Annotated in this window: 20 protein-coding genes and 1 pseudogene; 16 read left to right on the top strand and 5 right to left on the bottom strand. The window is 72.2% G+C overall.

Going from position 1 to position 24521, the window contains the following annotated elements:
- Position 1: 1 nt before the first annotated feature.
- On the bottom strand, positions 2 to 799 hold the full coding sequence (locus QBL25_RS34770; RefSeq protein WP_409062884.1) for a response regulator: 798 nt from the start codon (positions 797 to 799) through the stop codon (positions 2 to 4).
- Positions 800 to 1040: 241 nt separating this feature from the next.
- Here QBL25_RS34770 and QBL25_RS34765 point away from each other — a divergent pair, with 241 nt between their 5' ends.
- Genes QBL25_RS34765 through QBL25_RS34755 form a run of 3 tightly spaced genes read left to right on the top strand, consistent with a single transcriptional unit; the run spans position 1041 to position 3165 of the window.
- The gene (locus tag QBL25_RS34765) at positions 1041 to 1802 is read left to right on the top strand and encodes a glycosyltransferase family 2 protein (RefSeq protein WP_409060917.1); all 762 of its coding nucleotides are present in this window, start codon (positions 1041 to 1043) and stop codon (positions 1800 to 1802) included.
- On the top strand, positions 1799 to 2464 hold the full coding sequence (locus QBL25_RS34760) for a DUF2064 domain-containing protein (protein ID WP_409060916.1): 666 nt from the start codon (positions 1799 to 1801) through the stop codon (positions 2462 to 2464). Before QBL25_RS34765 ends, QBL25_RS34760 begins: the two co-directional genes overlap by 4 nt.
- Positions 2461 to 3165, top strand: a complete 705-nt coding sequence (locus tag QBL25_RS34755; protein ID WP_409060915.1) for a class I SAM-dependent methyltransferase — start codon at positions 2461 to 2463, stop codon at positions 3163 to 3165. The genes QBL25_RS34760 and QBL25_RS34755 overlap by 4 nt, the downstream gene beginning before the upstream one ends.
- On the opposite strand, the gene QBL25_RS34750 is transcribed toward QBL25_RS34755, so the two are convergent.
- Positions 3108 to 3665, bottom strand: coding sequence for a hypothetical protein (locus tag QBL25_RS34750; protein WP_409060914.1), 558 nt, complete (start codon positions 3663 to 3665; stop codon positions 3108 to 3110). The genes QBL25_RS34755 and QBL25_RS34750 overlap by 58 nt on opposite strands.
- Positions 3665 to 4936 (bottom strand): molybdopterin-dependent oxidoreductase, encoded by a 1272-nt coding sequence (locus QBL25_RS34745; protein WP_409060913.1) that lies wholly within the window; start codon positions 4934 to 4936, stop codon positions 3665 to 3667. Before QBL25_RS34745 ends, QBL25_RS34750 begins: the two co-directional genes overlap by 1 nt.
- Positions 4937 to 5049: 113 nt before the next feature.
- Between QBL25_RS34745 and QBL25_RS34740 the strand changes: the two genes are divergently transcribed.
- The 4 genes from QBL25_RS34740 to QBL25_RS34725 all read left to right on the top strand — a co-directional run bounded on the left by QBL25_RS34740 (position 5050) and on the right by QBL25_RS34725 (position 10560).
- Positions 5050 to 6408 carry a hypothetical protein gene (locus QBL25_RS34740; RefSeq protein ID WP_409060912.1) on the top strand — a complete coding sequence of 453 codons (1359 nt, stop codon included), beginning with the start codon at positions 5050 to 5052 and terminating at the stop codon, positions 6406 to 6408.
- Positions 6409 to 6517: 109 nt separating this feature from the next.
- Positions 6518 to 7429, top strand: a complete 912-nt coding sequence (locus QBL25_RS34735) for a LysR family transcriptional regulator (protein WP_409060911.1) — start codon at positions 6518 to 6520, stop codon at positions 7427 to 7429.
- 108 nt (positions 7430 to 7537) lie between these two features.
- Complete coding sequence (gene hisD, locus QBL25_RS34730; RefSeq protein ID WP_409060910.1) at positions 7538 to 8899, top strand: histidinol dehydrogenase; 1362 nt, start codon at positions 7538 to 7540, stop codon at positions 8897 to 8899.
- Positions 8900 to 9078: 179 nt separating this feature from the next.
- Positions 9079 to 10560: an amino acid permease gene (locus QBL25_RS34725; protein ID WP_409060909.1), complete on the top strand. Its 1482-nt coding sequence runs from the start codon at positions 9079 to 9081 to the stop codon at positions 10558 to 10560.
- A 28-nt stretch (positions 10561 to 10588) separates the two neighbouring features.
- Here the strand turns inward: QBL25_RS34725 and QBL25_RS34720 are convergent, their stop codons facing one another.
- Positions 10589 to 11587 carry a LacI family DNA-binding transcriptional regulator gene (locus QBL25_RS34720; protein WP_409060908.1) on the bottom strand — a complete coding sequence of 333 codons (999 nt, stop codon included), beginning with the start codon at positions 11585 to 11587 and terminating at the stop codon, positions 10589 to 10591.
- 132 nt (positions 11588 to 11719) lie between these two features.
- Here QBL25_RS34720 and QBL25_RS34715 point away from each other — a divergent pair, with 132 nt between their 5' ends.
- The 7 genes from QBL25_RS34715 to QBL25_RS34685 all read left to right on the top strand — a co-directional run bounded on the left by QBL25_RS34715 (position 11720) and on the right by QBL25_RS34685 (position 19526).
- Entirely contained in the window at positions 11720 to 12859 is a 1140-nt protein-coding gene (locus QBL25_RS34715) for a hypothetical protein (protein WP_409060907.1), read from the top strand.
- A 5-nt stretch (positions 12860 to 12864) separates the two neighbouring features.
- A complete protein-coding gene (locus tag QBL25_RS34710; RefSeq protein WP_409060906.1) occupies positions 12865 to 13758 on the top strand; it encodes an alpha/beta fold hydrolase in 894 nt (297 codons plus the stop codon).
- A gap of 160 nt (positions 13759 to 13918) precedes the next feature.
- Positions 13919 to 15241, top strand: coding sequence for a histidinol dehydrogenase (gene hisD, locus QBL25_RS34705; protein WP_409060905.1), 1323 nt, complete (start codon positions 13919 to 13921; stop codon positions 15239 to 15241).
- Entirely contained in the window at positions 15238 to 16068 is an 831-nt protein-coding gene (locus tag QBL25_RS34700; protein WP_409060904.1) for an SDR family NAD(P)-dependent oxidoreductase, read from the top strand. The genes hisD (QBL25_RS34705) and QBL25_RS34700 overlap by 4 nt, the downstream gene beginning before the upstream one ends.
- Positions 16069 to 16108: 40 nt before the next feature.
- Complete coding sequence (locus QBL25_RS34695; RefSeq protein WP_409060903.1) at positions 16109 to 16930, top strand: HpcH/HpaI aldolase family protein; 822 nt, start codon at positions 16109 to 16111, stop codon at positions 16928 to 16930.
- A gap of 120 nt (positions 16931 to 17050) precedes the next feature.
- Positions 17051 to 18400, top strand: a complete 1350-nt coding sequence (locus QBL25_RS34690; RefSeq protein WP_409060902.1) for an MFS transporter — start codon at positions 17051 to 17053, stop codon at positions 18398 to 18400.
- Positions 18401 to 18527: 127 nt separating this feature from the next.
- Entirely contained in the window at positions 18528 to 19526 is a 999-nt protein-coding gene (locus QBL25_RS34685; protein ID WP_409060901.1) for an ester cyclase, read from the top strand.
- 45 nt (positions 19527 to 19571) lie between these two features.
- Here the strand turns inward: QBL25_RS34685 and QBL25_RS34680 are convergent, their stop codons facing one another.
- On the bottom strand, positions 19572 to 20768 hold the full coding sequence (locus QBL25_RS34680) for an MFS transporter (RefSeq protein ID WP_409060900.1): 1197 nt from the start codon (positions 20766 to 20768) through the stop codon (positions 19572 to 19574).
- Positions 20769 to 20976: 208 nt separating this feature from the next.
- Between QBL25_RS34680 and QBL25_RS34675 the strand changes: the two genes are divergently transcribed.
- Together QBL25_RS34675 and QBL25_RS34670 are read left to right on the top strand one after the other, a co-directional pair.
- A complete protein-coding gene (locus QBL25_RS34675; protein WP_409060899.1) occupies positions 20977 to 23058 on the top strand; it encodes a glycoside hydrolase in 2082 nt (693 codons plus the stop codon).
- Positions 23059 to 23300: 242 nt separating this feature from the next.
- Positions 23301 to 24425: pseudogene (locus tag QBL25_RS34670) on the top strand (polysaccharide lyase family 1 protein); the annotation flags it as partial.
- Between the last annotated feature and the right edge of the window lie 96 nt (positions 24426 to 24521).

Here is a 24521-nt window from a genome sequence, read left to right as displayed (position 1 = left end):
GTCAGCTTTCGTCTCGGGGCGGCACAGGGGCATCCTGGGGGGTACGGGAAGCGGGCGGGCGCCGGTCGGCGAGGCCGGTGAGCCCGGCGACGTCCGCCGGAACCGCCGGAACCGCCGGAACCGCGTCCGGCACGTCGAAGCGGTACCCCAGCCCCCACACCGTCTGGATGAGCCGCGGCCTGGCGGGATCGTCCTCGACCTTGCCGCGCAACCTGCGGACATGGACCGTGACGGTGGACAGGTCGCCGAACTCCCAGCCCCACACCTCCCGCATCAGCTCCTCCCGCCCGAAGGCCTGCCCCGGATGGCGCAGCAGGAAGGTGAGGAGGTCGAACTCACGCAGGGTGAGGGAGAGTTCGGTGCCGTTCTTCGTCGCGCGGCGCGCCGCCGGGTCCACCCACAGGCCGGCGGCCCCCAGCGTGGCGACGCCTTCGGGAGCGCGCACGGCGTGGCTGCGCCGGAGCACCGACTCCACCCGCAGGACCAGTTCGCGCGGGCTGAACGGCTTGGTGACGTAGTCGTCGGCCCCCACCTCCAGGCCCAGGATCCGGTCGTCCTCGTCGCCGCGGGCGGTGAGCATGATGACGGGCACCGGGCCCGTGGCGCGCAGCCGCCGGCACACTTCGAGGCCGTCCATGCCGGGCAGCATCAGGTCGAGGACGACGAGGTCGGGCCGGAACGCCCCGGCCCGCTCCAGCGCGCCGGGACCGTCCTCGGCGCGGTCGACCGTGTAGCCGCCGCGCTCCAGGTAGCCCGCGACGACTTCGGCGACGGTCGGGTCGTCGTCCACGACGAGCACCCGGAGCGCGCCGCTCCCGCCGCTCCCGCCGTTCGCGCCGTTCCCGCCATTCGCGCCGGGCCCGGCGGACCCGGCGGACCCGGCGGCGGGCGGGTGGTCCTGCGGTGATGACTGCATGGGGCAAGCCTCGCACCTGAGGCGCGGAGACCCGCCGGTCAGACGTACTTCCGGTTGCCGACGTCCCCGTTTCGTAAGAACCTCAAGTCCGATATGTCCGGTCCGGATTCATAGGGTGAGTCACATGACCCCCTCCCCCTCCGTAGAACCCGGCGCACCCGAGGCCTCCGACGCCCGCGCCGTCCGGGTCGACGTGGTCCTGCCCTGTCTCGACGAGGCCGCGGCACTGCCCTGGGTGCTCGAACGCGTTCCCGCGGGCTGGCGGGCCGTCGTCGTCGACAACGGCTCCACCGACGGTTCGCCGGACATCGCCCGCGCCCTGGGCGCCACCGTCGTGCGGGAGCCGCGGCGCGGCTTCGGGGCCGCCTGCCACGCGGGCCTCCTGGCCTCGGACGCCGACGTGGTGTGCTTCTGCGACTGCGACGCCTCCCTCGATCCGGGGCTGCTGCGCCCCTTCGTCCGCCGAGTGGCCGAGGGCGGGGCCGACCTGGTCGTCGGGCGGCGGCGCCCGCGGGGCCGCGGCGCCTGGCCGGCGCACGCACGCGCGGGCAACCTGGCGCTCGCGCACCTGCTGCGGCGGCGCACCGGCGTACGGCTGCACGACCTGGGCCCGATGCGGGCCATGCGGCGCGAGGAGCTGCTGGGGCTCGCCCTGACCGACCGGCGCAGCGGCTATCCGCTCCAGATGGTCGTACGGGCCGCCGACGCCGGATGGCGGATCGAGGAGCGGGACGTGCCGTACCTGCCGCGCTCGGGCAAGTCGAAGGTGACCGGGACGTGGCGGGGGACGTGGCACGCGGTGCGCGACATGCGCGCGGTGCTCGCGGAACCACCCCGGCCGGCGCCCGCCGACGACGCGCGGCGCGTGGCGGGCGGTGCGCTGTGACCCCCGCCGGCACGACCCTGCTCGTCATCGCCAAGGAGCCCCTGCCGGGACGGGTGAAGACCCGCCTCACCCCGCCCTACACCCCCGAGGAAGCCGCCGAGCTGGCCGCCGCCTCGCTCACCGACACCCTCGCCGCCGTGCTCGCGGCGCCCGCCCGCCGCCGGGTCCTGGTCCTCGACGGACGGCCGGGGCCCTGGCACCCGGCCGGCATCGAGGTGATCCCCCAGTGCGCGGGCGGCCTGGACGAACGGCTGGCCGCGGCGTTCGCCGCCTGTAGCGGGCCGGCCCTCCTGGTCGGCATGGACACCCCGCAGCTCACCCCCGGCCTGCTCGCCCCCGCGCTCGGCCCCGACGCCTGGCAGGACTGCGACGCCTGGTTCGGCCCCGCCCTCGACGGCGGATTCTGGGCCCTCGGCCTGGCCGAGCCCGATCCGCGGCTCCTGCGCGGCGTCCCCATGTCGAGGCCCGACACCGGCGCCCTGCAACGCGCCCGGCTGACCGGCGCCGGACTGCGGGTGCGCGACCTGCCCCCGCTGCGCGACGTGGACACGGCCGACGACGCCGGGGAGGTCGCCGCGGCCGCACCCGGCAGCCGCTTCGCCGCCACCCTCGCCCGCCTCGCCACGACAGCCGGGCAGCCGGGGCAAGGCGGCGGCCGATGAGCACGGCACCGCCGGACACCGGCCACAGCCGTACGGCGCCCGTGGCGGCGCCCGTGGCCGCCCCCTGGCGCGCGGACCCGTATACCGAGGCCCTGCGCAAGGGCCACGGACCGCTGTTCCTGCGCCGCGGCGACGGCTGGCTGCTGCCCCTCGACGTCGAGCGCTGGTGCGCGCGTGCGGATGCGGCGGACCTCTCGGCACTGCGCCGCTGCGAGGGCAGTGTCCTGGACATCGGCTGCGGTCCCGGGCGCCTGGTGGCCGGGGCCGCCGCCGAGGGCCACCGCGTCCTGGGGGTCGACGTCAGCCAGGCGGCCGTCGAGCACACCCTGCGGCTCGGCGGCTCCGCGCTGCTGCGTTCCGTCTTCGACGCGCTCCCGGGCGAGGGGCGCTGGGGGACGGCCCTGCTCATGGACGGCAACGTGGGCATCGGCGGCGACCCCGCGGCGCTGCTCACGCGGGTCGCGCAACTCCTGGCCCCGGGTGGTCTGTTGATCGCCGAGGCCGCGCCGATGGACGTCGACGAGCGGGTGGAGGTGCACGTCGACGACGGGCGGGGCACACCGGGCGAGGTGTTCCCCTGGGCCCGGCTCGGCGCCCCCGCCCTGCTGCGCCACGCCCGGCCGCTCGGCTGGAGCCCGGCCGATCAGTGGACCGCCTCGGGCCGCTCCTTCCTGGCGCTGCGCCGCGCACGGCGCACCTGAAGCACCCGGCACAGGGCGGACACCGCGAACAGCACGGCGGTGACGAGCAGCCACCGCACCAGATAGGCGTCCTCGGGCAGCCCGGTGGCGGACTCGTACCGCTCCACCTGCCCGGTGATGAGCGGGAACCACACCAGCAACAGCAGGCCCGACAGGAACGCCGGAACGCGTACGAAGGTGATCCAGGCCCTGCGCTCCCGCCGCCCCACGGCGGCTCGCAGGGCCCGGTCGGCGAGCGCGTACGCGGGCACGAACAGCAGATCGTGCACCAGCGCCGCACCGACGAACCAGGCGGCGATCAGCAGCCGGTCGCCGTCCAGGAGGCGCACCCCCGCGTATCCCGCGAGCGCGAACGAGGCGAGCAGCACGAGGAGTTGCAGCGGCCCTTCGCCGTACCAGCGCCGAAGTCGGCCCGTCAGCCCCCGCCAGCCCGTCAGCCCCCGCCAGCCCGTCGGCCCTCGCCGGCCCGTCGGCCCCGGCCGGTGTGCACGATCGCTCATCACAGCTCTCCGAAGGTCAGACGGGACACCCACTTGGTGTTGAGGACACCGGGCGCGGCCGGCACGATGATCCGCGCCGGATAGCCGTGGTCCGGCGACAGATCCGCGCCGTTGACGCGCAGCGCGAGGAGCGAGCGCGGGTCACGCACCTGGTTGTCGCGCAACGCGGCCCTGCGGAAGGCACCGCGCCGTTGCAGGGACTCCACGAGCACGCCCGGAGGGTCCTCATCGAACCCGGCGAGCGCCGCGAGGTCGCGCAGCCGCACGCCGCGCCACTCCTGGTCCGAGGTCGACCAGCCCTCCACGCAGGCGATGGGCAGCGCCGCTTCGTGCTGCGGGAGCCGGAGCAGGTCGCTCCGCGAGAGGCTGATCTCCCCGCGTGGTCCGTCGACGACCAGGCGCCACCGCTCACCGGTGTCCTGCCGCTCGATGCCCACTTTGGCGGCCGTCTTGTTGATCTGGAAGCCGTTCGGCCCGCTTCCCGGATCACCGCCGCCGTGCGGCGCGAACAAGGCGGCGCGGCGCAGCGGCCCGTCCACCGTCTGACCCGCCGTCGTCACGAACAGCAGGGCCGAACCCGCGCCGACCATGCCGAGCGCTCCCCGCCGCGACACGGTCGGCTCGGCGGGCCGGGGCGCCACCAGGCCCTGCTCGTCGGGCGGTTCGGGGCGCGGATCCCGCAGCTGCTCACGCCAGCCCCGCTCCCGCAGCACGCGGACGACCTGGGGCAGGCGCAGCACGACGTGCGCCGCGAACGCGCCGAAGAACACCCAGGCACCGTAGAAGTGCAGCGGGTAGAACGACCCGGGGAAAAGGTACTCCAGCTGGACGTTGAGGACGCCGGTGACGAACTCGGACAGGGCGCCGCCGACCAGCAGCAGCAGCGACACGCGTTCGAGCGCGTGCCCCACCGACCGCACCGGGGGCAGCGCGAAGAGCTTCGGGACCACCGACCACAGCTTCGCGAGCAGCACCGGGATCAGCGTGATGCCGAGCGTGACGTGCACACCCTGGGTGAGGCGGTAGAGCCAGTGCGGGCCGGTGGGCCAGTCGAAGAGGTAGAAGCCGAGCAGCCCCTTGTCCGGGGTCTTGTCGTTGACGGGCGAGAGATCCGGGTTGTACGCGGCGTACGACAGCAGGCCGGTCACGAACAGCACGGTGACACCGGCCAGCAGGACGACGCCGAGAACCGAGGTGAGCCACGGTCCGCGCAGCGGGCTGCGCCAGAAACCGGGGTCGGCGGGAGAGGTGGGACGTGGTCCGGGGGGCATGATCCGACCGTATGCCGGACCATGTCCGCCGATGGGTCCATGACTCATGACGAAACGCTGACGTCGCCCGTCGGAGCCCGTTCACCGGCGCCCCTCGCGCCTACGGTGCAGTCGTGAGCACCACAGAACGCACCGGGCACCGCCGTGACCTGACCGTCGCCGGAATCGCGGCGCTGGTCGTCGCCGCGGCCGTCGTCATCGGCGCGTCCGTCGAAGCCGCGGACGGCACCCTGCACCTCAACTGGCCCCCGCTGTACGCCCGGTGGGATCCGCACGTCGGGCCGGGCACACCCGCCGCGCTCGCGCTCGCCGTCGCGGTGATCGCCTACGGCCCCGCTCTCGCCGCCCGGCTGTCCTGGCGGGCGCTTCTGCTCGGCGCCTGGGCCGCTTCCCTGGCCTGGATCTGGTCCCTCGCGCTGATCGACGGCTTCCACCGGGGCGTGGCGGAGCGGCTCACCACCAAGTACGAGTACCTCCGCAGCGTCGACCGCTTCGAGGACATCCCGGCGACGCTGCGGGACTTCACGCGGCACATCCTCATCGACTCGCCCGACCACTGGCCCGCCCACACCGCGGGCCATCCGCCGGGCGCCACCCTCACCTTCGTCCTGCTGGACCGCGTCGGCCTCGGGGGCGGCGCCTGGGCCGCGGCGTTCTGCGTCACGGTGGGCAGCACCGCCGTACTCGCCGTCCTGATCACCCTGCGCGCCCTGGCCGACGAGGCCACCGCCCGCCGCGCGGCGCCCTTCCTCGTCCTGGCCCCGGCCGCGATCTGGGTCGGCGTCTCCGCGGACGGCTACTTCGCCGCCGTCACGGCCTGGACGATCGCCCTGCTCGCGCTGGCCGCGACCCGCACGGTCCGCTTCCCGGCCGCCGCGGCGCTCGGCTCGGGCCTGCTGTTCGGCCTCACCTGCTACCTCTCGTACGGCCTGCCCCTGTTCGGTCTCGTCGCCGCGGCCGTCCTGCTGATCACCCGCACCCTGCGCCCGGTCCCGCTGTTCCTGGCGGGGGCCGCCGTCGTCCCGCTCGCCTTCACGCTGGCGGGCTTCGACTGGTGGGAGGCCTACCACCTGCTCGTCGAGCGCTACTACCAGGGCGCGGGCGGCATCCGGCCGTACGGCTACTTCGTCTGGGCCAATCTCGCCTGCACGGTGCTGGTGGTGGGTCTCGCGACGGTCGCGGGCCTGCGCCGGACGGTGGCGTCGGCGCCGGGCGCGCTCGTGCGCCTGCGCACCGGCCGGACCACGCCCGCCGACCGCCTGACCGCCCTCGTCCTGGCCGCCCTCCTGGCCCTGCTCGCCGCCGACCTCTCCGGCATGAGCAAGGCGGAGACGGAACGCATCTGGCTGCCGTTCGCCACCTTCCTCCTCACGGCGACGGCACTGCTCCCCCGCGCGGCCCGGCGCCCCTGGCTCACCGCACAGGCGGTCCTCGCGCTCCTGGTGAACCATCTGCTGTTCACGGGCTGGTGAAAGGCCCCCGCCGATCCCGCCCGCGCCCCGGCGTTTCCTAAGGTGCGGGTATGCACCGAACCAGCTCCTCAGAGCGCCTCCCGGAATCCGGCCGCAAGGGACGTGCGGCATGACCCTCAACCAGCTGCGGGCCTTCGTCGAGGCCGAGCGCCTCGGGTCGTTCACCGCCGCCGCGCAGGCCATGGACATCGCCCAGGCGTCCGCGTCCGAGCTGGTCCGGCGCCTCGAAGGGGAGCTGGAGGCGGAGCTGTTCCTGCGCGGCAGCCGCACCCTGACCCTGACCTCCGCCGGACGCGAGCTGCTGCCGTACGCCCAGGAGGCGGTGGCCGCGGCGGACAGCGGGACGCGGGCCGTGCACTCCCTGGGGTCGCTCGGCGGCGGCACCGCCACCTTCGGAGTGCTGCGCAACGCCGACTACTACCTGCTCTCCAACCTGGTGCAGATGTTCCACGCCCGGTACCCGGCCGTCCGCGTACGGCTCGTGGGCCAGAACTCCGCCGAGACGGCGAGCGCCGTCGCGGCCGGGGACATCGAGGCCGGGCTCGTCATCCTGCCCATCGACGACGAGGGGCTCGCCATCACTCCCCTGATGCGGGACGAGGTGCACTACGTCAGCGCGAGCGCCGAACGCACCCGCGCCCCCGTGACCATCGAGGAGTTCTCCCGCGCGCCCCTCGTGCTGTACGACGCGCACTACGGCTGGAAGGACCCCACCCGGCGCCAGCTCGCCGAGCGCGCCCAGCTCGCCGGGGCCCGCATCGACCCCCTCATCGAGCTCGAACACGTCGAAGCGGCCCTGAAGTTGGCGGCGGCCGGCGTCGGCGACACCATCGCGAGCCGTGCGGTGATCTCCAGCCCCTCCTTCCCGGCCGGACTGCGCACCGCTCCCTTCGCCGAGCCTCTGTACGACACGATCGCGCTGGTCAGGCGGCGCGGCCGGCCCTTGTCCCGCGCCACCAGGGAGCTCGCCCGCCTCGCCGAGGACACCATCCGGGAGATCGGCAACGGACTGCTGACCTGACCCGGCCCGCGTGATGGACCCACAGGGAAATCCCACAGGGAAACCCTGTGGGAGGTGCAGGAATCGCCCCTCTGGTCCTGTGGCAGCGTCGCGTCTACCGTCCCGGACATGCAGATCACGCACGACGAACAGAAGACCCTCGCTCCCTTCCAGTGGCTCAAGAAGCCGGAGGTCGACGGTCCCCCCGCCCAGCGCGACCCCAAGGTGGTCGAGCGCGTCTCCCAGATGCTGAAGGAGATCGAGAGCAAGGGCATGGACGCGGTCCGCGCCTACGGCAAGGAGCTCGACGGCTGGTCCGGCGACCTGGAGATCGGCGCCACCGAGCTCAAGAAGTCCGGGGACGCCCTGCCCGCCGACGTCCGTACCGCCCTGGAGATGGGCTACGAGCGCACGCACCGCTTCGCCTCCGCGCAGCGCGAGCACCTGACCGACTTCGAGATCGAAGTCGCCCCCGGCGTGGCCGGCGGACAGCGGTACGTCCCGGTGTCCCGTGTGGGCGCCTACCTCCCCGCGGGCCGCTTCCCGCTCCTGGCCAGCGCCTTCATGACCGTGGGCGTCGCCAAGACGGCGGGCGTTCCCACCGTGGTGGCGTGCACCCCGCCCTCGGGCGAGCACGGCGCCCACCCGGCCGTGCTCTACGGCGCCTACCTGTCCAAGGCCGACCGGGTCTTCGCCGTGGGCGGCGTCCAGGCCCTCGGCGCGATGGCGTTCGGCCTGCTGGGCGAGGCCCCGGTCGACATGCTGGTCGGCGCCGGGAACGCCTTCGTCACGGAGGCCAAGCGACAGCTCTTCGGGCAGGTCGGCATCGACCTCCTGGCGGGCCCGTCCGAGGTCGCCGTCATCGCCGACGACACCGCCGACCCGGTCTGGGTCGCGGCGGACCTGCTCGGCCAGGCCGAGCACGGCCCGAACTCCCCGGCCGCGCTGATCACCACCTCCGAGAAGCTGGGCCGGGCGGTCGCCGCGGAGATGGACCGCCAGCTGGAGACCCTCGCCACCCGTGACATCGCCGGACCCGCCTGGCGCGACTTCGGCTCCGTCATCGTGGTGCGCGACCGGGACCAGGCTGTGGCCGTCGCCGACATCCTCGGCCCCGAGCACCTGGAGATCCAGACGGAGGACGACGACTTCTACCTCCAGAACCTCACCAACTACGGCTCGGTCTTCCTGGGCGCCTGGTCCACCGTCGCCTACTCCGACAAGGGCATCGCCGGCACGAACCACGTGCTGCCGACCGGCAAGACGGCCCGCTACAACGCGGGGCTCTCCGTCTCGCGCTTCCTCAAGCCCCTCACGTACCAGCGGGCCGCCAAGGACGGCACGGCCTCCCTGGCACCCGCCGTCGAGCGGATCTCCGCCTTCGAGGGCCTGGCCGCCCACGGGGCGACCGCCACCCTCCGGATCGACCGGATCGGCCGCACGTCCGGCGCCTTCGACGCCGTTCCGCAGGCGCTGCGCGAGCAGCTCTGATCCGTCCTCCGCCTCGCCTGCCGGCCGGTTCCGGCCGAGGGGCGAGGAACCGGCCGCCCGGAGCGTCACGCTCCGGGTGGCCGATCCCCGGGTCGCCGCCGGTGTCGGCGGCCCGGGACGAGTGAGTACCGTCCCGTACCAAGGGCACCCGCGCTCCCACTCCCCCCGAGGATCTCCCCATGCACCACCCCTCGCCCGACCCGGCCCCCTCGCACGCGGGCCCCGCCCTCCAGCAGGGGCTCAAGGGCCGCCAGATCACCATGATCTCCATCGGCGGCGTGATCGGGGCCGGACTGTTCGTCGGCTCGTCCACCGCCGTCGCGGCCGCCGGTCCCGCCGTCCTGATCTCGTTCCTGCTGGCCGCCGCCCTGGTGGTGCTCGTCATGCAGATGCTCGGGGAGATGGCCGTCGCCCACCCCGACACCGGCTCGTTCTCCACCTACGCGGACCGCGCCCTGGGCCGCTGGGCCGGGTTCTCCATCGGGTGGCTCTACTGGTGGTTCTACATCCTCGTCATTCCGATCGAGGCCATCGCCGCCGGTGAGGTCATCGCGGGCCTCACCTCGGTGCCGAGCTGGATTCCGGCGCTCGCCATGATCGCCCTGCTCGCGGGGAGCAATCTCCTCGCCGTGCGCAACTACGGCGAGTTCGAGTACTGGTTCGCGCTCCTGAAGGTCGTCGCGATCGTCGCCTTCCTCGTGCTCGGCGCGCTCGCGATCTTCGGGTTCCTGCCCGGATCGGACGCCCACGGCGTGTCTCATCTGTGGAGCGACGGAGGCTTCGCCCCCAAGGGCGGGGTCGCCGTGCTCGCCGGACTCCTGACGGCGATGTTCAGTTTCCAGGGCAGCGAGATCGTCACGATCGCCGCCGCCGAGTCCGAGGAGCCGAAGAAGAACATCAAGAAGGCCGTCCGTGCCGTCGTGTGGCGCCTGGGCCTCTTCTACGTCGGCTCGATCTTCGTCGTGGTCAGCCTCGTGCCGTGGAACTCCGATGCGCTGGCCGACGGCTCCTACCAGGCCGTCCTCGACCGGATGAACATCCCGGGCGCCGGGCTGATCATGGACGTGGTGCTCGTCGTGGCGGTGAGCAGCTGCCTCAACTCTGCCATCTACACCGCGTCGCGCATGGCGTTCTCCCTGGCCCGCCGCCAGGACGCCCCGAAGGCGCTCGCCGCCACCTCGGCGGCCGGTGTGCCCCGAAACGCGGTCCTCGCCTCGACGGTCATCGGCGTGGCCGCGGTGATCGCCAACTATCTGCTGCCGAGCGTCTTCACGTACCTCATCGCCTCCAGCGGGGCGATCGCCCTGATGATGTACATGGTCATCGCCATCACCCAGTACGCCACCCGCCGCAAGGAGCCGCGGCCCACCGAGGTGCGGATGTGGGCGTTCCCCTATCTGACCCTCGCCACGATCGCGTTCATCGCCGGGGTGCTGGTCCTGATGGCGGTCCTGCCCGGCCACCGCCTCGAACTCTGGCTCTCCCTCGCCCTGGCCGCGGTCCTGGTCACCGTGGGGGTCCTGCGGCAGCGGCGGCACGGCGACCGGCCCACCGACGACGCGGGCGGCACTCGCGCCACCGGCGCCACCGGCGACACGGACGACACCGACGCCGGCGGTGGGACCGGCGTCGGGCCGGACGTGTTGGCGGGGCAGGGCTGAGCGCTCAGGGCCTCAGGGCCTCAGGGCCTCAGGGGAGCCTGGCGTGCGTGGCCCGGGGCACGAACTCGGTCGGCAGGACCAGGCGCTCGCCCTTGGGGTCCGCCTCGCCGTCGATGCGCCGCACCAGCAGCCGCGCCGCCTGACGCGACAGCTCCCGCAGGTCGTGGCGGACCGTGGTCAGCCGGAACACCTCCCAGGCCGCCATCGGGAGGTCGTCGAAGCCGATCACGGTCAGGTCGTCGGGGACCCGGAGCCCGGCCGCGAGGGCCGCGTTCAGGACCCCGATGGCGACCACGTCGTTGCCGCAGAAGACCGCCGTGGGCGTCTTGGCCGCGCCGAGCAGATGGGGCAGCGCCCGGTACCCGGTCTCGTACTCGAAGGCGCCGCGCACCACGCGGTCCTCGGGGAGGCCGATGCCCGCGTCCGCCAGGGCCAGCCGGAAGCCCAGCTCCCGCTCGCGTCCGGTGGTGGTGTTGGCCGCGCCGAAGATGCCGGCGATCCGGCGGTGCCCGAGCCCGGCCAACTCGTGGGCGACCAGGCGTCCACCGCCTTCGTTGTCGACCACGGAGGCGTAGTCGCCACGGCCGCCGGTGTCGCGGTTGAGGAAGACGTACGGCATGCCGCGGCGGTCGAGCTGCGCCGGCAGGGCGGAGTCGGTGGTGGCCGTCGCCAGCACCACGCCGTCCAGCGACTGGTCCAGGAGCTTCTCCTCGGCCACCGCCTCGTCGGAGCGCTCGGTGAGGAGCATCATGCGATACCCCAGGAGCTGGAGCTCGTCGTGCAGCGGGGCGACGACGTGCGGGTAGAAGGGGTTCGTCAGGTCGGTCACGATCACCCCGATGCGGCGCGTGGACCGGGTCGACAGGGTGCGGCCCGCCTCGCTGGGCACGTAGTTCAGCGCCTGCGCCGCCTGCCGGACCTTCTCGCGGGTCGCCGCGGACACCCGGCTGTCGTCCCGCAGGGCGCGGGAGACCGTCGGCTGCGAGACGCCGGCCAGCCTCGCCACGTCGTGACTCGTGATCGCCATCGGCCCTCTCCTCGTCGCCCGGCGCGCCACCCCGGCGACCGACTTCTCAGTATACGTATGCCGCACCTCTTGACATTGGACAGCACAGAACCTGTCATGGAATGCATACGTATTCCAGTTGGAGGAGCAGCCATGAACGATGTCGTCGTGTCCACCGCCGAGCTGGGGCGCCGCACGGTGCGCCGCAGCGACTTCGTCTCCTGCAACCAGGCCTTCATCGACTGCCGTACGCCGGGCTCCGACCGGAAGGAGAACTACGCGATGATCGGGCCCGGCGTCTCGCAGGCCGCGGGCCAGCACGTCAACCTCCGCCTTCCGCACGGCTACAACATCGGTGCGGCCGCCATGCCGCACGGCATCACCAACAACCTCCACCTCCACTACACCGCCGAGGTGTTCGTCTGCACCGAGGGCGAGTACCTGCTGCGCTGGGGCGCCGACGGCACCGAGGGCGAACTCCTCCTCAAGGCCGGGGACATCGCGTCCGTCCCCACCTGGATCTTCCGCGGCTTCACCAACACCGGCCCCGACGACGGCTGGATGTTCACCGTGCTCGGCATGGACCACACCGGCGGCATCATCTGGGGCCCCTCGGTCCTGCGCGAGGCCGAGGGCCACGGCCTGTACCTGACCGCCGACAACCAGCTGATCGACACGGTCGCCGGCGACGAGATCCCGCCCGGCACCGAGCTGACCGAGCCGATGACCCAGGAGTACATCGACCGGCTGCGCCACTACGGCGTCGACGAGATGAAGCGCCGCGTCGCGGCGGCGGACGAACTGGTCTGGTCCGAGCGGCCCTTCCTCGACAGCACCCTGCCGGGCGGCGGCGTCCGGCTGAGCTGCGTCATCGGATACGGCATGACGGAGGACCCGCACCAGGAGCCCCGCATCTTCAACCCGCACGGCCACAACGTCGCCTGGCTGCGCGCCGACCCGGGCCAGGGCGTCTCCCCGCACCGGCAACACGAGACGCAGACGCTGATCGTCAAGGACGGCCTGTGGGAGATCACCCTCAACCGCACCGACCCCGTCTCCGTACGCCTGGGCCCGCGCGACATGCTCTCCGTGCCGCAGGACGCCTGGCGCACCCTGCGCAACGTCGGCGAGGAGCAGGGCGACCTCATGGTCGTCAACTCCGGCGACGGCCGCGTCCGCCTGGACTGGGACGAGGAGGTCGCCAAGTGCGCCGCCGACGCGGGCCTCGGCATCGACCACAACGGCTACGTCGCCCCGTACGCACTGCTCCCCCGCTCCGCGCGCCGCTGGTGACCGCCGTGCCCCGCACCCAAGCGCCGTACGGGCCGCTGCCGCTCGTGGTGGTCCCCGGGATGCTGTGCGGCCCGGACCTTTGGCCGGACGTGGACTTTCCCGAAGACCGTCCGGTCCGCCATCTCGCCCTGGGAAAGCCGGACATCGGGGCCCTGGCGGACGACCTGCTGGCCTCGGTGACAGGGCCCTTCGTCGTGGCCGGGCTCAGCCTGGGAGGCATCGTCGCGTTCGAGGCGCTGCGCCGCGCGCCGGACCGGGTCGCCGGACTCTGCGTCATGTCGACGAACGCGGGGGCGCCGCGGCCCGAGCAGTACGCGGCGTGGCGTGCGATGGACGGTCTGATCGCGGACGGCAGGTTCGCGGAGGTCGTCGAAGAGACCCTGCCGGGCATGTTCCCGGCCTCCCGGCCGCCGGGCGGGGCGGCTTCCGCGCCGATACCGGCTCCGGCTCCGGGTGCGGCTTCGGTCCCGGCTTCGACTTCGGCTTCGGTTCTGGCTGCGGCTTCGGCTTCGGTCGCGGCTTCGCCCCCGGCTTCGGCACTCGTCGCAGCCGCAACTGAGCGTTATCGGCGTATGGCCCGTGCGGTGGGGCCCGAGGCCGCGCGCGCCCAGCTCGCCGCTCAGGCGACCCGCCGGGACGCGGTCGACGCCCTGCGCGGCGCGCGCTGCCCCGCCGTGGTCCTGTCCGGCACGCGGGACGCGCTGTGCCCGCCGGACTTCCACCGGGTCATCGCCGGGGCGCTGCCCGACGCCGAACTGCGCGAGGTCCCCGGGGCGGGCCACCTCCTGCCCTGGCAGGCGCCGTCCGCCGTCTCCGCCGCGCTGCGGGACCTGCTCGCGCGCGTACGGGAGCCGGTGTTCCGCACACACCCGGGCCCCACCGCACCGCCGACCGCCTGACCGGCCTCCGGGCCTCCAGGCCTCCAGACCTCCCGGCCTCCGGGCCTCCGGGCCTCCGGGCCTCCAGGCCTCCAGGCCTCCAGGCCTCCGGACCTCCGGTGTCGCCCGGACGCCCCGCATCCAGAACATCCCCCTAAAGAACCCCGAGAAGAGAGCCGTCATGCCTCGTTTCCTCAAGTCCCCCGTGCCCGCGGGCGCGGTCAATGCCGCCCGCGCCGACGTGGCCGACCGTGTCCGCGCGATCCTCGACGACATCCGCGACCGCGGTGACGCAGCGGTCCGTCAGTACTCCGAGAAGTTCGACGGCTGGAGCCCGGAGTCCTTCCGGCTGTCTCCCGACGAAATCAGGAAGATCGTCGCCGACGTGCCGGAGACCGTCCTGGACGACATCCGCTTCGTCCAGCGCCAGGTACGCACGTTCGCCCAGGCCCAGCGCGACTCGCTGCACGACGTGGAGATCGAGACCCTGCCCGGGGTCCGCCTGGGGCACCGGCACGTTCCCGTGGCGGGCGCCGGTGCCTACGTACCGGGAGGGCGTTACCCGCTCACCGCATCGGCGCACATGACGATCGTGACGGCGAAGGTGGCCGGCGTGGAGCGCGTCGCCGCCTGCACCCCGCCGATCCGCGGCGAGATCCCCGCCGCGACGGTCGCGGCCATGCACCTGGCCGGGGCCGACGAGATCCACCTCCTCGGCGGCGTCCAGGCCGTGGCCGCCCTGGCCATCGGCACCGAGACGGTCGGCCGGGTGCCGCTGATCGCGGGCCCCGGCAACGCGTATGTCGCCGAGGCCAAGCGCCAGTTGTTCGGCGAGGTGGGCATCGACCTGTTCGCGGGCCCGACGGAGATCCTGGTGATCGCCGACGAGAACGCCGACCCCTTCGTGGTGGCCGTGGACCTCCTCTCCCAGGCCGAGCACGGCCCGGACTCCCCCGCGGTGCTCGTCACCACCTCCGAGGAGCTCGGCCGGGCCGTCGAAGCCCACGTGGAGCGGTTGCTGCCGGGGATGCCGACGAAGGACTTCGCCGCTCCCGCCTGGCGCGACCACGGCGAGATCGTCGTGGCGGACTCGCTGGACGAGGCCTTCGCGATCGCGGACTCGTACGCGAGTGAACACGTCGAGGTCCTGACGGAGAACCCGCGTCAGGCGCTGGACAAGATGCGGGACTACGGCGCGCTCTTCCTCGGGGAGGGCACCTGCGTCTCGTACGGGGACAAGGTCATCGGCACCAACCACGTCCTGCCGACCCGGGGTGCCGCGCGACACACGGGCGGTCTGTGGGTGGGCAAGTACCTCAAGACCGTGACCTACCAGGAGGTCACCGACACCGCCTCGTCGGCGCTCCTCGGCGAGGTGTGCGGGCGCGCGGCGCGCGTCGAGCTGTTCGAGGGGCACGCACGCTCCGGCGACGTGCGGGCCGCCAAGTACGGCGACGGCACGCTGCCGTGGAACGACGCGGCGGGCGCGGCGGGCTCGGCATGAGCGGCGGGACGGCGGCGGTCCCGGCGGCGGCACCCGCGTCGGCACCTGCGTCGGCTCCTGCGGGGCCCGGGACATTGGCCGGGCGCACCGCGCTGGTCACCGGGGGCGGCAGCGGCCTCGGTGCGGCCATCGCGCGGGCCCTGCTGGCGGACGGGGCCCGGGTGGTGATCACCGGCCGCAACGAGCAGGCCCTGAAGGAGACCGCCGCACGGCTCGGCCCCGGAGTGGTCCACCGGGTCTGCGACGTGTCCAGGCCCGACGACGTGGACGCGCTGGCGGCGGGCCTCGCGGGCGAGGAGATCTCCGTGCTCGTCAACAACGCCGGTGTCGCGGGGCCGGTGGCGCCCCTGACCGAGATCTCGGCACGGGACTGGGACGAGGTGTTCGACGTGAACGTGCGCGGGGTGTTCCTCATGTGCCGGGCCTTCCTGCCCGCCATGACGGCACGGGGCGCGGGCGACGTCGTGAACGTCGCCTCGGTGTCGGGCAAGCGGCCGTTGCTGCGGCGCACTCCCTACTGCGCGTCCAAGATGGCGGTCATCGGACTGACCACCACCCTGGCCGGCGAGGTCGGACCCGCGGGCGTCACGGTCAACTCCCTCTCCCCGGGGCCCGTCGCGGGCCCGCGCATGGAGCGCAACTTCCGCCTGGAGGCGGAACGCGCCGGAGGCAGCTACGCGCAGGCCGAGGAGGCGTTCGTGTCGCGCTCGGCCCTCGGCCGGATGGTGACCGAGGACGAGGTCGGCGCGGCGGTCAGCGCGATGCTCCGGATGCCCGGGCTGTGCGGCGCGGACATCGACCTCTCGGCGGGGATGGTCGCGCGGTGACGGCGCACGAGGCCCCCCTTGGTGCAGGGATGGTCGCGCGGTGACGGCGCACGAGGCCCCCCTCGGTCCGCCCGGCGGGCGCGCGGGGCGCCGCTCCCTGAAGGAGCGGCTCACCGCCGGCGAGCGGCTGTACGGCGCACTGCTGCGGCTCCCCTCGGAGACGCTGGTGGAGATGGCGGGGGTCGCGGGCCTGGACTACGTGGTCATCGACTGCGAACACGGCCCGGCCGACACCGCGCTCCTCCAGCACCATCTGACGGCCGCTGCGGCCCAAGGCATCGACGTGCTGGTGCGCGTGGGCTCGGCCGAGCCCGCGCTCGCCCTGCGCTGCCTGGACCTGGGGGCCGCGGGGATCATCCATCCGCACGTCGACTCCGCCGAGGACGCGAGACGGGCGGTGGCCTCGGTCCACTATCCGCCCCTGGGGAACCGGGGGTTCGCGACGTACAGCAGAGCGGGCCGTTTCGGCACGGTCTCCGCCGCCGACCATGTGGCCGCGTCGCGGAACGCCCTGGTGGTGGTGATGATCGAGACCGAGCGGGCCTGCGCCGCCGCGCGGGAGATCGCTTCGGCCCCGGGCGTGGACGCGGTCCTCGTGGGCCCCGCCGACCTGGCGGCGGACCAGGGCTTTCCCGGGCCGGACGTGGTCGACGCGCTCGTCGCCACGGCCCACCGGGGCACCCGCGAGGCGGGCCGGGCGGTGATGACGATCGTGCCGGACACCGAGCGCGCCAGAGCCGCCGAGCGGGCGGGCGCCCAGCTGGTGCTCTTCAACATGGCGCAGGTCCTGATGGACACGTTCCGGTCCCTCGCCGGGCCCCGGGTCCGCGGCCGCGTCGGAACCCTTCCGTCCACCTCTTGACGGCCCCCGTCACGCTCCTTAGTGTTCGGCGAAGTTCATACGTATGCACAGCCAAGAAGCATCTCTGAAGCACTGCCAAAGACACGAGCACAGTCGCGAAACCGCGCGAACGGAGAAGCCATGTCCGCTGTAGCGCCGCCCACCACCGCAGCCGATCCCAAAGGGATCGACACGGAGAAGCGGAGTGCGATACGCCGTGCCATCGGCGCGGGAAGCATCGGAAACTTCGTCGAACAGTTCGACTACGGCCTCTACGGCTACATGGCGCCGGTTCTCGCCCCCGCCTTCTTCCCGCAGAGCAACCAGGCCGTCGCCGTCCTGAGCACGTACGCGATCATCGCCATCGCCTGCCTGTTCCGTCCGCTGGGCGGAACGCTCGTCGGCCGCTGGGGCGACCGTGTGGGCCGCAAGAAGACGCTGCTGTGGACCATCGTGCTCATGGGTGTGGCCACCGCCATGATCGGCGCTCTGCCGACGTACCAGCAGATCGGGATCCTCGCGCCCCTGCTGCTCCTGGTTCTCCGCGTCGTCCAGGGCATGGTGTCGGGCGGCGAGTACGTCGGGGCCGTCGCGTTCATCGTGGAGTGGGCGGAGCCCAACCGGCGCGGCTACTACGCCTCGTACGCGTCCAACAGCTGTTTCGCCGGCATCCTCGCCGGAGCCGGCACCGCGGCGCTGACCAGCTGGCTGGTCCAGGGCCCCGCACTGGAGTCATGGGGGTGGCGCATCCCGTTCCTGCTCGCGCTGCCGCTCAGCGCCGTGGGCATCTGGCTGCGGCGGCACATCTCGGAGTCCCCCGAGTTCGTCCGCGCCACGGAGGGCGGCGCCGACGTCGTCAAGGCCCCCGTCCGGGAAGCGATGCGCACCCAGTGGCGGCCGATGCTCGTCTTCTGCGGCGTCTCGGTGATGCTCGCGATCCTGTCCTACAGCTGGGTCACGTTCTATCCGGAGTACCTGACCGGCACGCTGGGTCTGCCGCGCTGGATGGCGCTCACGTCCAACGCGATCTCGGTCGCCGTGCTCATTCCGCTGCTGCCCCTGGCGGGCATCATCTCGGACCGGATCGGCCGCAAACCGATGCTGATCACCGGCGCCGTCGCCTGCATCGTCCTGGTGCCGCTGGCCTTCCGGGTGGGCGAGGCCGGCACGTTCGGCGCGGCCATCGCCAGCCAGCTCATCTACATCGTCCCGGAGTTCTTCCTGACCGGCATCGTCACGGTCTGCACCGCCGAACTCTTCGCGACCCGCACCCGGTTCAGCGCGAGCGCCATCGCGTACAACAGCTCGTTCTCCATCTTCATGGGGATCACGCCGTTCGTCGCCGCACTGCTCGTGAACAGCTTCGACACGATCTACGCCGTGTGGGTCTACCTCGCGGCCGCCGCGGTCCTGGCCCTCGTGGTCGTGAGCGCGTTCATGACGGAGACGTACCGGAGCCACCTGGGAGCGGACAAGTTCGCCACCGGGTAACTCTCCAAGAGGTCGAGGCCGCATGTGGGCGTGCCTACATCTATACGTATACACAGCCATCCGCACCGCCTGCACGACCCGCACAGATTGCACGACCCGCACAGAAATACATCGAAAGGTACTCATCATGTCGCTCGACCCCGTCGCCTACCTCCCCTACGCGGACCCGGACGACTTCATCCGTGAGGTCACCGACCGCATCTGGGTCGGCCGGGACATCTCCTACATCGTCGACAACTACGAGCCGGACTCGATCGTCCACACGAGCCTGGGTACCGTCGTGGGCCGCGACGGCGTGATCGAGGGCACGACGATGCGCATGGGCAGCACGCCCGGCCACATCGGGCAGGCGGAGGACGTGGTGTGGGAAGCCCGCGGGAACGACGCCTTCCTCAGCTCGCACCTCGTCTTCTCCGCCGACGAGCACCTGGTCGACGGCCGCAACCTCCGCATCCGCAAGCGCACGGTCGCCAACTGCCTCTACCGCCGCGGCCGGATGGTCGAGGAGTGGGTGGTCCGCGACGAGCTGGCCACCTGTCTGCAGAGTGGCATCGACCCCGACGAGGCGGCCCGCGCCCTGCGGTTCCAGGGGTACAGCGGCTCGATGACCGAGGAGGCGCCGAAGGACGTGCTGCTGGCCGGCGTCAGCGGACCGCGGCCCGACGAGTTCCGGCCCGAGTGCGAGATGGTCCTGGAGTTCATCGACGAGGTGTGGACCCAGCGCCGGCTCCAGAAGGTCAACGACTTCATGGTGCGCGACCTCTTCCTGCACACCATCGGCGACCGGACCGTCATCCGTCCCGAGCGCTACCAGAGCGATCTGATGGCCATGGTCGCCGCCTTCCCCGACGCCCGGTTCGAGGTGCGGGACGTGCAGTCCAACTACTCGCCCCGGTACGCGGGGCTGCGGGTGGCCGTCACGTGGACCATGCACGGCACCTACCGGGGGACGCCGGACTTCGGCCCGCTGACCGACCAGCCGGTGACCGTGCTCGGCGTCTCCCAGTTCCTGATCCAGGAGGGCCGCATCGTGCGGGAGTTCCGCGTCTACGACGAGATCTCGCTGCGGGCCCAGATCAACGCCACGCGGGGCGACGGTGTGTCGGTGGAGGCCAACATCTACTGAGTGGCGAGTGATGAGCGACGCGGACCGCTCGGCTGTCGATGCCGCCTACCGAGCGGCATCGACAGCCTGCGGCGCGGCGGGTTCCGGCACGGCGGGTTCCGGCAAGGTGCGGAACAGGAGCCAGCTCAGTACGGGCAGCAGGGCCAGCGGCGCCAGGGCCGCCTGAAGCGAAATCGCGTCGGCGAGGCTGCCGATAAGGGGGCTCACCAGACCCCCGATGCTGACGGTCAGACCGAGCGTGATCCCGCTGGCGGTGCCCACGCGGGACGGCAGGTAGTCCTGGCCGAGCGTGACCTGGAGCGAGAACGGCACGTACAGACCGGCCGAGGTCAGCGCCACGCACAGATACATCGCCGGGCCGGGCACGAAGACCACGCCCGCGACGCAGCCGGCCGCGAGCAGGTACGCCCACCGCGCGACGGTGACCCGGTCCCAGCGGTCGGCCAGCACGCCGCCGAGGACGGAACCCACCGCGCCGCCGAGATAGAGCACGAACAGGGCCACGGTGCCCGCCGCCGTGCTGCCACCCATGCGCTCCGTGGCGAACAGCGAGAGAAACGTGCTCAGGCCGACGAAGACGACCGACCGGCACACCACGGCCAGCGACAACCTCACGAACGACGCCCTGTCGTCCGCCCCGGGCGCCGACACCGTCGTACGTGACGCGGAGGTGTCGCCCTCCTGTTCCCGTCGTTGCCGCTCCAGTGCGCGCAGCACCGGCAGGCACAGCACGGCACCGACGAGCGCGGGCAGCGCAAGGAGGGGCGTCAGACGCAGGCCTCCGGCGCCGACGACGGCGGTGACCAGGAGCGGAGCCACCGCGAACCCGAGGTTGCCGCCGAGCGAGAACCAGCCCATGCCCCGGTGGCTCCCCCGGCCGGCGAGCCGCGCCACCCGTGCCGACTCGGGGTGGTAGGCGGCCACGCCCACTCCGGACACCGCCACGAAGAACAGGGTCAGCGCGTACGAGTCGCTCACCCCGCTCAACGCGATGCCCGCACCCCCGAGGAGCGTGCTGACCGGGAGCAGCCACGGCATCGCCCGGCGGTCGGTGAGGATGCCGAACACCGGTTGCGCCACCGACGACAAGAGTGAGGCGGCGAGCACGATGCCCGAGACGGCGGCATAGCTGTAGGCGCGCTCGGCGACGAAGAACGGCACCAGGGACGCGACGGCGCCCTGGTACAGGTCGACGCAGGCGTGCCCGGCGGACAGGAGAGTGATGGAGGCTTTTCTTCGCACGTCGTCATCGTCGACGCCGAAGCCACTGTCGCACTTCCGATAATCTGCCAGAAGATGCCGATGATCCGCCATGCGGGGTGTGCGGTGCACACGGGGGGCGTGAGCCACGCCGGTCATATGGGGCAGGTGGGGCACGTGGGGCACGCCGGTTACGTGGGGCACGCGGGCTCTTAGGAAGTTCTTACGCTCACCCCCGACCCTCTCCCCCGTGAACTATGTGAACTCCGCGCGGAGCAACAGCAGTCGGACGCAGGAGGCTCGGCGGCGGCACGACGGCATCGCGGGCGCGCGGCGTCGGCGCCGCTTGCGTACGTACGGCGTCGCCGTGGCCGTGACACTGACCGCCACGGCGGCGTCGGCGGGGTATCTCGCCGTGGCCGAGCCGCCGTCGGACGGTGCCTCCCCTGCCTCGCCGCCCCAAGTACGCGGCGGATCGGTCGACTTCACCGTGCGCGGTGGCACCGCTCGCGTGGACACCGGGTCATTGCGCGTCACGGGTCACGCCAACGACGGAACCTCACTCCCGGTGTCCGGCGCGGCGGTACAGCGGCTCAGCAAACCGGGCGAGGTGACCGTGGACGGCGGCACGGCCCGGTGGTCGTATCCCGCGAAGAAGCTCACCGTCACGGCGAGGAGCGAGCACGGCCGACTGCGCATGACGGTGCACTCGGCGGCCGACCAGAACCTGTCCTGGCCCAGCACCGCCCCCGGCGTGAACGCGGCCCTCCAGATCCCCCGCGGCGAGGGCCTGCGCGTGCCGGTGAGCGACCCCTTCTGGAACTCCGGCGAGGCCGGGCTGAAGGACTCCGAGGCCGAACTCGCGGGCGGTCTCACCCTGCCGGCCTGGGGCTACACCCAGGGCAAGCACGGCGTCGGCTACATCGTGCCCGAGGAGATCGGCACCTCCCTGGGCTTCGCGTCGAAGGCCGGCCGCCTCAACTCCACGGCACGGCACGAGTTCTCGCGGCGCGAGCAGACCCGCGACTACACCGTGCACTTCTCCCTCACCGACCCCTCCCAGGTCTCCTCGGCGACCGACTACCGCGCCTACCTCGACCAGCACGACAAGCTGCGCTCCCTGAAGCGGAAGATCGAGGAGAACCCGGAGATCGGGCGGCTGCTCGGGGCCGTACACGCCTACGCCTGGGGCGATGCCCGTACCGCGAAGGGCGTGAACGAACTACGCAAGCTGGGCGTCTCGCGCCTGTGGCTCGGTTACGACGCCGACGACAAGCCGATGGACGAGCGAGCCGTCCGTGCGGCGAAGCGCAACGGCTACCTGGTCGGCCCGTACGACTCCTACGCCAACGGTCAGCCCGCGGAGAGCGCCGACAACCCTTCGTCGAAGTGGCCCGGCTCGGTCTACCCGGACTTCTGTGTCCGGGACTGGACCGGGAAGGTCAAGGAGGGCTTCGGAGGCCGCGGCTGCTACATGAGCTCGCAGGCGTTCGAGCAGGCCGAGCACGCCGGGCCGGGCGGGCACTACCTGACCGACCGGGCGAAGAAGATCACGGCGAACGGCGCCACCAGCTACTTCCTGGACGTCGACGCGGCGGGCGAGCTGTTCACGGACAGCAGCAAGAGCCATCGCATGAACAAGAAGCAGGACCGCGCCAACCGCCTGAAGCGCATGCGAAGGCTCGCCTCCGACCACAGGTTCGTCCTCGGCTCCGAATCCGCAGGTGCCTGGGCCACTCCGGTGCTCGCCTTCGACCACGGCGGGCAGACGCCGGTCGCGGACGGCCTGTGGAAACTGGAGAAGGACAAGGAGAAGTGGGGCGGCTACGCACCGGAGGACGAGCCGGCGGTCTTCTTCCGGCAGGCCGAGCTGCCGCCCGCGCTGGCGAAGGCGATGTACGACCCGCGCTACCGCGTCCCCCTCTACGAAACCGCCCTGCACGACTCCGTGGTCAACACCGACCGCTGGGAGCTGCCGTACAACAAGCTCCCTGCGCAGAAGACGGACCGAGCACTGATGTCGGCCCTCTACAACACGCCGCTCAACTTCACGCTCGGGACCAAGAACCTGAGGTCGACGGGCAAGGAGATGGCGATGCTCCAGCGCTACTTCGCACCACTGCACAAGGCGGCGGCCACCGAGCGGATGACCGGCTTCCAGAGGTTGACCGGGGACGGGACGGTGCAGCGCTCGGAGTTCGGCGCCGGAAAGCTGACGGTGACGGCCAACTTCGGGACGAAGGCGTACGGGCGACTGCCGGGCGGCTGCGTGGACGCCAAGCTCAGGTCCGACCCGAAACCCCATCGCCTGTGCCCTCAGCAGCAGCACTGAGGGGCTGGGGGCTGGGGGCTGGGGGCTGAAGGGCTCGGGGCTGAAGGGCTCGGGGCTGAGGGACCCGAGCGGCCGGAAGCAACGGCCGGAGGCAACGGCCGGAAGCAACGGCCGGAAGCAACGAAGACGCAGCCCGAAGAAGCCGGCGACAAGGCGGCAACCTCGGCGGCCACCGCGACGACTAGGGCGTGCGGGACGACGACACCCGGGATTCAACGATGAACAGGGAGCCGAGCATGAGCATGAGCCGAGCACGTTCACGAAGACTGCACGTCACGCTGGCCGCACTGGCCGTCACGGCAGCGGTCGGTACGGCGATGACGCTGCCGGAGGCGTCCGCGCAACCGGAAGCGGCGGCAGCGGCCGTCGCGGGCAGCGCCACCGGTTACGCGACGCAGAACGGCGGGACCACCGGAGGCGCGGGCGGCACGACGGTACGGGCCACGACGGGCACCGCGATCCACGCGGCCCTGTGCGGCCGGGCCGCCGACGACACTCCGATCACCATCGAGGTGGAGGGGACCATCAACCACGCCAACACCGCGAAGGTGTCGGGCGACAGCTGCAACACCGCCGCGGGCGTGATCGAGCTCAAGCAGATCAGCAACGTCACGCTCGTCGGCGTCGGCGGCGGCGCGGTCTTCGACCAACTGGGCATCCACATCAGGGACTCCAGCAACATCATCATCCAGAACGTGACCGTCAAGAACGTCAAGAAGTCCGGCTCTCCCACGTCCAACGGCGGCGACGCCATCGGCATGGAGAGCGACGTCCGCAACGTCTGGGTCGACCACACGACCCTGGAGGCGTCGGGCGGGGAGTCGGAGGGCTACGACGGCCTCTTCGACATGAAGAACAACACGCAGTACGTGACGCTGTCGTACAGCATCCTGCGCAACTCAGGGCGCGGTGGCCTGGTCGGCTCCAGCGAGAGCGACGTCTCGAACGGCTACATCACGTACAGCCACAACAAGTACGAGAACATCGACTCCCGCACGCCCCTGCTCCGCGGCGGCACGGCCCACATCTACAACAACTACTACGTCGACCTGAACGAATCCGGCATCAACTCCCGCGCCGGGGCGAAGGCCAAGGTGGACAACAACTACTTCAAGGACTCCAAGGACGTCCTGGGCACCTTCTACACGGACGCGGCGGGCTCCTGGCAGGTCAGCGGCAACACCTTCGACAAGGTGACGTGGTCCCCCGCGGACGACGAGTACAACCCGGCGGGCCCGAACCCGACGTCCAACACGACGGTGAGCATCCCCTACGCGTACACCCTCGACAGCGCGGCCTGCGTGCCGAACATCGTGGCCAGAACGGCGGGAGCAAACACGGGCCTGAAGGTCTCGGACGGCAACTGCTAGAAATAGCAGGCCTCCTGGCGGTGCATCAGGCACAAGACGAGCCTGATGCACCGCCAGGAACAAGCCACCACGGACGCCGCCGCGCGGCGGGTT

Origin of the sequence: Streptomyces sp. SYP-A7185, assembly GCF_046103685.1 — a bacterium.
Taxonomy (GTDB): Bacteria; Actinomycetota; Actinomycetes; order Streptomycetales; family Streptomycetaceae; genus Streptomyces.
Note: the sequence above shows the minus strand (reverse complement) of the source record. Positions and strands in the feature narration are given on the sequence as shown.